The 7,891-nt window shown below is 38.2% G+C and carries 9 protein-coding genes, 4 pseudogenes and 1 riboswitch; of the genes and pseudogenes, 4 read left to right on the top strand and 9 right to left on the bottom strand.

Translation table 11 applies throughout. The features are described from left to right. Positions 1-493 precede the first annotated feature (493 nt). The 4 genes from L696_RS0104035 (at position 494) to L696_RS31745 (ending at position 1,968) form a co-directional block, all read left to right on the top strand. On the top strand, positions 494-1,111 hold the full coding sequence (locus tag L696_RS0104035) for a hypothetical protein (RefSeq protein WP_209440932.1): 618 nt from the start codon (positions 494-496) through the stop codon (positions 1,109-1,111). Next, on the top strand, positions 1,108-1,278 hold the full coding sequence (locus L696_RS31130; RefSeq protein ID WP_162833905.1) for a hypothetical protein: 171 nt from the start codon (positions 1,108-1,110) through the stop codon (positions 1,276-1,278). The genes L696_RS0104035 and L696_RS31130 overlap by 4 nt, the downstream gene beginning before the upstream one ends. Positions 1,279-1,542: 264 nt before the next feature. Beyond that, positions 1,543-1,710, top strand: a complete 168-nt coding sequence (locus tag L696_RS29185; protein WP_081750676.1) for an aspartyl-phosphate phosphatase Spo0E family protein — start codon at positions 1,543-1,545, stop codon at positions 1,708-1,710. A 63-nt stretch (positions 1,711-1,773) separates the two neighbouring features. Beyond that, positions 1,774-1,968, top strand: coding sequence for a hypothetical protein (locus L696_RS31745; RefSeq protein WP_025682497.1), 195 nt, complete (start codon positions 1,774-1,776; stop codon positions 1,966-1,968). Positions 1,969-2,112: 144 nt separating this feature from the next. Here L696_RS31745 and L696_RS31740 read toward each other — a convergent pair. From L696_RS31740 to L696_RS0103985, 9 genes and pseudogenes are all read right to left on the bottom strand, one after another. Next, positions 2,113-2,448, bottom strand: a pseudogene (locus L696_RS31740) (IS3-like element IS655 family transposase); the annotation flags it as partial. Positions 2,449-2,899: 451 nt separating this feature from the next. Further along, positions 2,900-3,559: an ABC transporter ATP-binding protein gene (locus tag L696_RS0104010; RefSeq protein WP_049827261.1), complete on the bottom strand. Its 660-nt coding sequence runs from the start codon at positions 3,557-3,559 to the stop codon at positions 2,900-2,902. After that, the gene (locus L696_RS0104005; RefSeq protein ID WP_025682495.1) at positions 3,559-4,776 is read right to left on the bottom strand and encodes an FtsX-like permease family protein; all 1,218 of its coding nucleotides are present in this window, start codon (positions 4,774-4,776) and stop codon (positions 3,559-3,561) included. Before L696_RS0104005 ends, L696_RS0104010 begins: the two co-directional genes overlap by 1 nt. A gap of 6 nt (positions 4,777-4,782) precedes the next feature. Continuing rightward, the gene (locus tag L696_RS0104000) at positions 4,783-5,775 is read right to left on the bottom strand and encodes an ABC transporter permease (RefSeq protein ID WP_025682494.1); all 993 of its coding nucleotides are present in this window, start codon (positions 5,773-5,775) and stop codon (positions 4,783-4,785) included. 105 nt (positions 5,776-5,880) lie between these two features. Beyond that, positions 5,881-6,321 carry a hypothetical protein gene (locus L696_RS30205; protein ID WP_025682493.1) on the bottom strand — a complete coding sequence of 147 codons (441 nt, stop codon included), beginning with the start codon at positions 6,319-6,321 and terminating at the stop codon, positions 5,881-5,883. A gap of 345 nt (positions 6,322-6,666) precedes the next feature. Beyond that, a pseudogene (gene thiE, locus L696_RS30200) lies at positions 6,667-6,774 on the bottom strand (thiamine phosphate synthase); the annotation flags it as partial. Then, positions 6,773-6,943 (bottom strand): annotated as a pseudogene (locus tag L696_RS29175) (hydroxyethylthiazole kinase); the annotation flags it as partial. The pseudogenes thiE and L696_RS29175, both read right to left, overlap by 2 nt. Before the next feature lie 51 nt (positions 6,944-6,994). Beyond that, a pseudogene (locus L696_RS32605) lies at positions 6,995-7,063 on the bottom strand (thiaminase II); the annotation flags it as partial. Between the two features lie 142 nt (positions 7,064-7,205). Further along, positions 7,206-7,309, bottom strand: a riboswitch (TPP riboswitch). A 109-nt stretch (positions 7,310-7,418) separates the two neighbouring features. Beyond that, positions 7,419-7,891: AEC family transporter (locus L696_RS0103985; RefSeq protein ID WP_025682492.1), on the bottom strand; the 473-nt coding region annotated here is incomplete at its 5' end.

The following is a 7,891-nucleotide window of genomic DNA, read 5'->3' as shown; positions in this document are numbered from 1 at the left end:
GTGCAACAACTATTATAGCGGGAATTCGCCATGAATGCGGTAGAAATTTAGTTAACCATAGGGCAGCAAATACTGTGGCTATGCCAAATATCCTAATCGTTCATTGGGTTCAAATTTCTTCCTATTGAAGAATACATTCAAATAGCCTATGGGCGGGGTTATAATGTTCATTAAAATTATGACCATTGGTTTTAAATACCACTTTCTTTTCATTCTTCCTCCTTCATTCGTCGTTGTTAATCACAGTTATTAAAGGAATTATCAAATCCATTGTCCATATTCAAATTAAAGCTTGATTGTGAATTTAAATTTTTCAAAATAATAATTTCTTTCTCTGCCGCTCTATAACTGGTAGATTTTTTTAATTGATTTAATGTTCGACAAAATTCCCCTTACTTCTCACTATACAAAGTGTAATATTTATAACTGTTTGAAATATTTGTATAGGAGTAGAATTATTATAAAAATTTTCAAGAAAGTGTTCGTTCCTTTATTGGCATCAGTATTACTCTGCGTGACTGTTTTACCTTCGGTGAGTAATGCTGAACAATTCACAAAGCCAGAGGTAAACCTAGTTCAAACAGAAGTTATTCAGACTGATCGTGGAGAGGCGACTGTAACAACAAACTTTAATGATGACAATCATAGAATAACGACTGTTGTTGAGAATGGAAAAACAACTAAAATTGAGTATTTCACAAAAGATCAAACTTTGCTGATTGACGGTGTAAAACAGGAGAACTTTAATGTTAAAGAGAGCCGTTCTGATTTTTCGTTAAATGCTGTTCCTTCAGGTGGAGCCTTTGTAGGCAAGTTTGATTACTCCTATGATTGGGTGAATGTAGGAATAGCTTATGCAGCAGCGGCAATAGCAACGGTTACTAAAGCTCCTGTATCAACCATTCTCACAATTTTAGGCGTTGGGGCAAGCTTGAATACTCAATCTTATTATACGATTTATCAATATTCTTATCCTAGAAAGTGTGAAGCTATTCCTTACGCTAATTATACGGTGTTCTATCAAGATGCTTCACGAAACAAAGTAACTGGTACGGCTGACTCTGCAAAGTTCTTTAGTTCGCAACCATACCCTATCGGATGTACTCCATGAACAAATTTTTAAAACGTTATACTGGTATTTTGCTAGGCTATGCAATAGGTCTGGGAATATTTTATGTACTGGGGTATAAGTTTCAAGCTATGATGTTTTATATTATTTTGACTGGAACTGTAACTGGAGAGATAATCAATTTTGCATTGTCGAAACGAGAGAAATGAATCGGTCTATCCCTTGATTGCATTAAAAATCAAGGGATTTTTTCTCATTATTTATGAAAAGAGATCAAATTGCAAAAGGGTTGTTATCCAAACCAAAGGAACCTCTGTCCCTACTTTAGTAGTGGAGACGGGGTTCTTTTGCGTAAAATTCGGGGCTTCCCAGTTTATGCGAACTTTTTGAAAAGTCCTTTTTTTGGTAAGAGTATCATTCGAAAACCTAAAAAACGTCTTTTTGTTCTAAAATATTACATATAGGAGGGGATCATGCTGATGAATCAAGGTGTGACTTTACTTCGTGTCGAGAGAGCTAGGAGGAAGCTGTATCAAGTCCAGAAAAAGTACGGATTTTTAACACATCCCAAAGTAATTGAACAATCCAAGAAGCTGGATGATCTGTTAAATCATTACCAAAAGGGCAGATCAGATCATTAAGCTAATGTGTATTACATTTGCATCATACTATGATTTCAAAAACCAGGTTTGGAGGTAATGATGTTGAATCGACGAAATGCTGTAACCCCTTTTGGGTGGGAGATTAAACAAAAACTGGTCGAGAAAAGAATTGATCAAAAAACATTCTGTACTACATATCAAATTCCGGCTTCCAGATTGTCTAATCTCATTCACGGGACACGTAAGGCTACGAGATATAGAAAACAAGTATCCGAATTGCTTGGAATTGAAGAATAATATATTTTATTTATTTTTGAAACGGCTTTGTCTGAATATAAGTATTAATAAAATCAACGATTTGCTGCAAGGATTCTATTGGGCCGACACCTCAAGCAGCAATCGAAATGTTATAAAGGTACAACCGTTTTCATCACCCTAAAAGTAGCTTCTGCCACGGTCTGTATGAAACCACTGAATCTGACGCAGATCGCCTTTCACCGTCGCAAAAGCGCGGGAAATCAATGTTGCATTCTTATGAGGACCAGCACTATGATCAATGATTGCTCGATTGAACAGGTCGACCAGCACGCAGATGTAGTGCCATCGGTTCTGGACTTTCACATAGGTTAAGGCACTGACCACGAAGCGTTTGACCTCCGTTTGAGCAAACTTACGATTCGATGTATTCGCTGTAGTTTCTTCATTACAAGCCGTTTTGTGAGACTTATATTGTGCCACCGTTTACGTAGAAATCAGCCCTTGCTCTTTCATGATCCGCTCCTTAGTATGATAGGTTTAATCTACAAGCCCTCATTTTAATGTAGTCGATCCACATCGTGGAACTACGTGATTCAAAAGGAAATGTTCTCAACATGTATAACTATGACATTTGGGGGATGGCTTCTTCACAGAAGAAAGTCCATAATCCATTCCGTTACTCTGGCTAACTGTGGGAGATACAACAGAACTGCAATATCTGCGAGCCAGATGGTATGATCCTGATAGTAGAAGATATCAATGAGGATACGGATGAAGGGGATATTGCAAATCCGCTGAGTTTGAATTTTCATATGTATGTGACGAAACAATCCAGTATTCTGTTTTTACGAGGTATGATAAAAATATGGGAATCGGCAGCAAATTGGCATAAGAATGCCACATCCAAGTAACAGGGATGTGACATTCTATTTGGTTGTACCTTTGCACTATAGCATTTGTAGTATATTTGTTACACAGGAACGATTTTCCCATCTACTATTGCATATAACTTCTTGCATATATTTGCAACAACCTGATTGTGAGTTACCAGTGCAATTGTGACACCTGACTTATTAAGAGCATGAAGTATTTCCAGTATGTCTGATTCTGCTGATTCGTCTAAAGCGCCTGTTGGCTCATCTGCCAAAATTATTTTCGGTTTTCTGATAAGCGCTCTTGCTATTGCGACTCTTTGAGCTTCGCCTCCAGAAATTTCATGGGGATATTGATTAATTAAGTCGGAAATTTTAAGTTGCTCCGCGATAGAATCAACACGGTGCTTAATTTCCTTTTTAGGTGTGTTCTGACTCAATAAAGGTAAGGCAATATTATAAAAAACACTTCTTTCTTTAATTAAGCCATAATCTTGTACAATAAAGCCGATTTCATCTCTTCTTAACACCGTCATTCGTTTCTCATCTTTGGGCTTAATTAGTTGACTATCAAAGAAATACTCCCCGCTATCTGCAATATCCATAAACCCTAAAATATTTAACAAGGTAGTTTTTCCAGACCCACTTCTGCCTATGATTCCAACTAAATCTCCATGATCTACATTGAAAGAGGCGTCGGAAAGTATCGTTCTTGAACCGTAAGATTTATTTATATTCTTTAATGCAATTACACTCATTAGTTCCCACCTCGTATTGTTTTCGACAACTTTAATCTATTCACAGAAATCCATGGAGGAATAAAAGATAGTAGTGAAAGTGTGAAACTGAAAATAAGTAGAATAGGAATATTTATACTTTTAGAAATCACAAATGAAAACAAAGCGGCAATACATAGTGATGCCAAATTGATAAAAAATATCTCAAAAAGAATTGAAAGATTTATTACTGCTCTTCTTGTTCCGTTTGCAATCATGATTCCATATGTGTATTTACGGAGAGTGATTTTAGCTATGAGATTTGTTGAAAGGCTGAATAGCGCAGCAAAGGCAATGACAAGAGAAAATATAAAAAGCACTTTTTGTAATTGCTCTCCTTCTAGCCCCCACATCGTAAGATAAAAATTTGAGACTCCTTCCACAACATATGGCTCGATATCAAGTTGCAAACTTTTTTGCGTGAACAGCTCTTGGATTTTCTGTGCCGAAAGAGAAGATTGGATGTAGCCACTTGTTTTATCCCAAAATAGTTTTAACATAAAACTTCTATCTTGCGCATAGATATTGTCCACTTCCAAAGATGGGAATACAATAAGTCGATCCAAGTATTTCAAAGCGTATCCGTTATTATAAAAGCTATGCTGCTCCAAAAAACCAATTACTTTACACTTTAAATTCACTCCCATATATCCCACGTTTATGATTTGTTCCAAGTTAAAATAATCCTTATATTCATAACCCAAAATTATAGGAATAACGTCATTTTCCGCGTTATAATCTCCAGCTTGAAATACTCTACCTTCAGAAGCGTGGATAGCAAAGTGGTCAATAAACGGTTGATTCACTTGAATACTTTCATATGCGTCTGGAGTTTCGTGCCCAGCTTCATATCCATATTGAAACTTTGCAGGTAAGCCTTGCACATCTAGAAAAAGATTCTGTCTGCTTGCAATGATATACTTAAAACTTGGATTCGTTTTTTTCCACTCGTACAGCTCATTTAAGACCTTGAGGTTATCCGATTGAGCAAGAAAGTTCTTTTCCTCATCATTGAAAAAATTGTCATTGACCTTGTATAAAGAGGATGCAGCATTTTGAACATTTGATGCAAGTTCATGTGTATTTGTAGCCAAGCTCAATGTCAAAATAACCAAAATGTACGAAGCAGTACATTGTAAGACGGCAAGTATGGTTTTTCGTTTATGTTGTTTTAATGAATCAATAAGCAAATTGAGCATCACAAATCACCTTTGTGTCATCTTTATATAGGAGATACCGACCGCTAAAAATGAAAACAATAAAAGCAAGATCGTCGCCCCTAGCATAGCCGATTGAAGGCTTAGATCGACATTCTGCATATATTTTCCGAAAAACCAAGAAGAACCAAGAGCCGATATTAAGCTCAACAATAGTATTGGGAAAAAATCTTTCCACACATCTATTAATATTTTCTTTTTAGTGTACCCGTTGCTCCATTTGATCTTCATTTCAGTATTCTTTTTTTCGCTCCAAAAGATCATTACCGATAAGCTATTTACAAAGAGTACGATAATAAAAATTATGGATGTAATTACTTGATTATTACCTCTATCAACTAAATGCAAAATATTAACACTTTCCTTATCGTATACAGAAACTTGCCCAAATATTTTTTCGTTGCCAATAAAATTCAAACCATTTTGTATGGTTGAACTGCTAACAATATATTCAACACTGGAAGTGATATTATCAGCATTCAAGTTCAGTAAAATTGTCCGATCTATTCTAGTAGGTATATTGTAACCAATAATCCCTATGACCTCGTAATCCATATGATTATATTCGACATATTTTTTTTCATTTATGGTTTTATTTATAGGAACATCATTACCAATAACTGCAACATGCGAATTAGATATGAAATCAGATTCAGAAAAAAACCTTCCACTTGTTAAGTTAGGTGGAACATAGTCCCCCTTATATATAACACCCCGAATATCTTCTCCTTGCCCGAAAAACCTTCCGAATAATACAGTACCATTTGGTAGTGCCTCATATAAAGAAGAAAAGCCAAGTTCAGTTTTTGATGTTTTGAAAAACAAGGCATTATCATCATAAAAGTTATTGCTTAGTTTTTTTACGAGATTTACATTTTCATTATAAAACAATGTAAATAAGCAAGCGAAACAGAACAGGGTAATAGCGACAAATAAAAACACATCTAAAACTTTGACACGAGTTATACGAATATTGTTCATAATGTATCCTCCAAGGCGGGTAACAAGGTGAATTGTTTGGTAAATTTTTTTATTAATGAAATTACTAAAAACAGAAATTCATATCACAAATAATTCGTTAAAAAATTAGATACCGTAGTATGTTTTGGCTACACCGGAATTTAATGAGTTATAGTTTTCCCAATCAGAACGAGCATAGGATCTTCCTTGTTTGGTGCTCCATACCCGTCCAGAATCTCCATAAACTGATCCACCCTGAACCCATGTATGTTCAAAACGTGCTCTCGTATAACTGTCTAGCTGTAGATTCCCTTGCTGGGCCTGAATGTTGCCCCAAACCTGTCTGTTTCCTTTATCCCAATCAATTCCCGAATTGTGATCGTATGTTATAGAAGCGTTGTTTAACGCAGTAACTGAATAAACAGTTACATTATTTGGGATAGTCAATTCTTCCTTGGTTGAGATTACCAAGTTTGGATCAACTGCTTGGTTAGATTCTACCGTACTGTCAGCAGCATACGCGGGAACACTCCCCAATAAAAGACACGAACTCAATGCAAGGCTCATAATTTTTTCTTCGTGACTAAATAAACTCCCTTTCTTCAGAATTCACCTTGATACCCGTGAAAATATTATACTCCTAGTCCATTTTCTTGTAAATAAAAGGAGCGAACTGGATAAGTATGAATTAATTTGGATTTGAGACGAGGGAATGTATACTACCTCAAAGAAAAATCTTTTGTCTGCACCCAAGTCATGGATAAGTGATATGCTCTATAAACAGAAGCAGCCTATCTGTTCAGGAAGACTGCTTCTGTTTATTACGACGAATGATGCCTCAGCCAGTAGTTAAATACCTCTATCAGCAAATTTCCGTTCACACACGTATCGCGCTGTTCCCGTGCTTGTTCCCACTTCCTCTACACGGTCTATAGTAATGCCCCCGATCCCGACGATCGGCACATGAATTCCCGCTTTAGGCAGCTCATGCAATATCGCCGGACCCTGCACGGCATGGGCAGCCTGCTCCAGTTACCTTTGTAAGCAGCGCGTCTCCGCCACTAATCATTCGTACTTTGATCCCATCGGTGATGACATCCTCTTTTCCGGTGATGACAACCATTGTATGGAGTGCCCGCGCGGTCCGAACTGCCAAATCAACATGACTGCTGTCAGCGCTGTCACCGGCGAAGCGCCGAGTGCATATAAGCCGTTAACCGTACTTCACGCACCGAATCGCCAGACTGCCCTCATGCGCGACCGTCAGCATGTGACGGATATAATGATGAACCGATGGAGCTCCTGCGTAAAGCTCATTTTCCTACCTCCACCAAAATCAAGAGCAGGAAGTCCCGTAAGAATACAGTTTCGGAACAACGCCAAAAAGCCGCCCCGAAAACTGGAGCGGCTTCATCATAGGTCCAATGCGCAAAAAAACACTAGGGACCTTATATACGAAGGCTCCACTTTCCTACGCTAGTACGAACTAGATCAGGTTCAAAGGGTCCAAGATACGTTCTTGTCTCAGCCATCATCGGCTCCCCTAGTGGACTTCCTATTCTTTTGACTATTACTGTACATTCGTTCATCTGTTATATCAAACCGTCATCTCCAACTACACGAAAGAATTCGCGACAGGGTCCAATGTCTAAATAGGAAACAATTTACATCAATAGCGAAATGAGCACAGGCAGTGTAGCAAGAGAAATGACGGCGCTGATGACAAAGGAGGAAGCTGTTTCCGATTCCAGACTTTCAAAACGCGTAGCAATCATGGCGGCGACGGCTGAGCCAGGGAAGGAAACGAGCAATACTGCCTTCACCGTATCGGCAGACGAAAGGCCGCACAGGTAGGCAATCAGCAGCATCAATAAAGGCTGCACGATGGTTTTTAACAGCGCGATAGCAATGGCGGTTACGCTAAAACTAATGTTGCGTACGCCAATGGTCACACCGACTGCGAATAAAGCGGCCCCGGAGGTAATGTCACCAATTTGATTCAACGATTTGCTCAGCAAATCCGGTGAATGGAAGCCGAACAAGGTCAAAATCACGCCAATCAGCGGCACGAGCGCCAGCGGTTCCCTTAAACCGTGAAAAATGGAGTCCCAGACTAGCCTTCCGAGGTGACCGTTCC

This window comes from Paenibacillus maysiensis (genome assembly GCF_000520815.1).
GTDB classification, from domain to species: Bacteria; Bacillota; Bacilli; order Paenibacillales; family Paenibacillaceae; genus Paenibacillus; species Paenibacillus maysiensis.
This window is presented reverse-complemented; position numbering and strand designations above follow the sequence as displayed.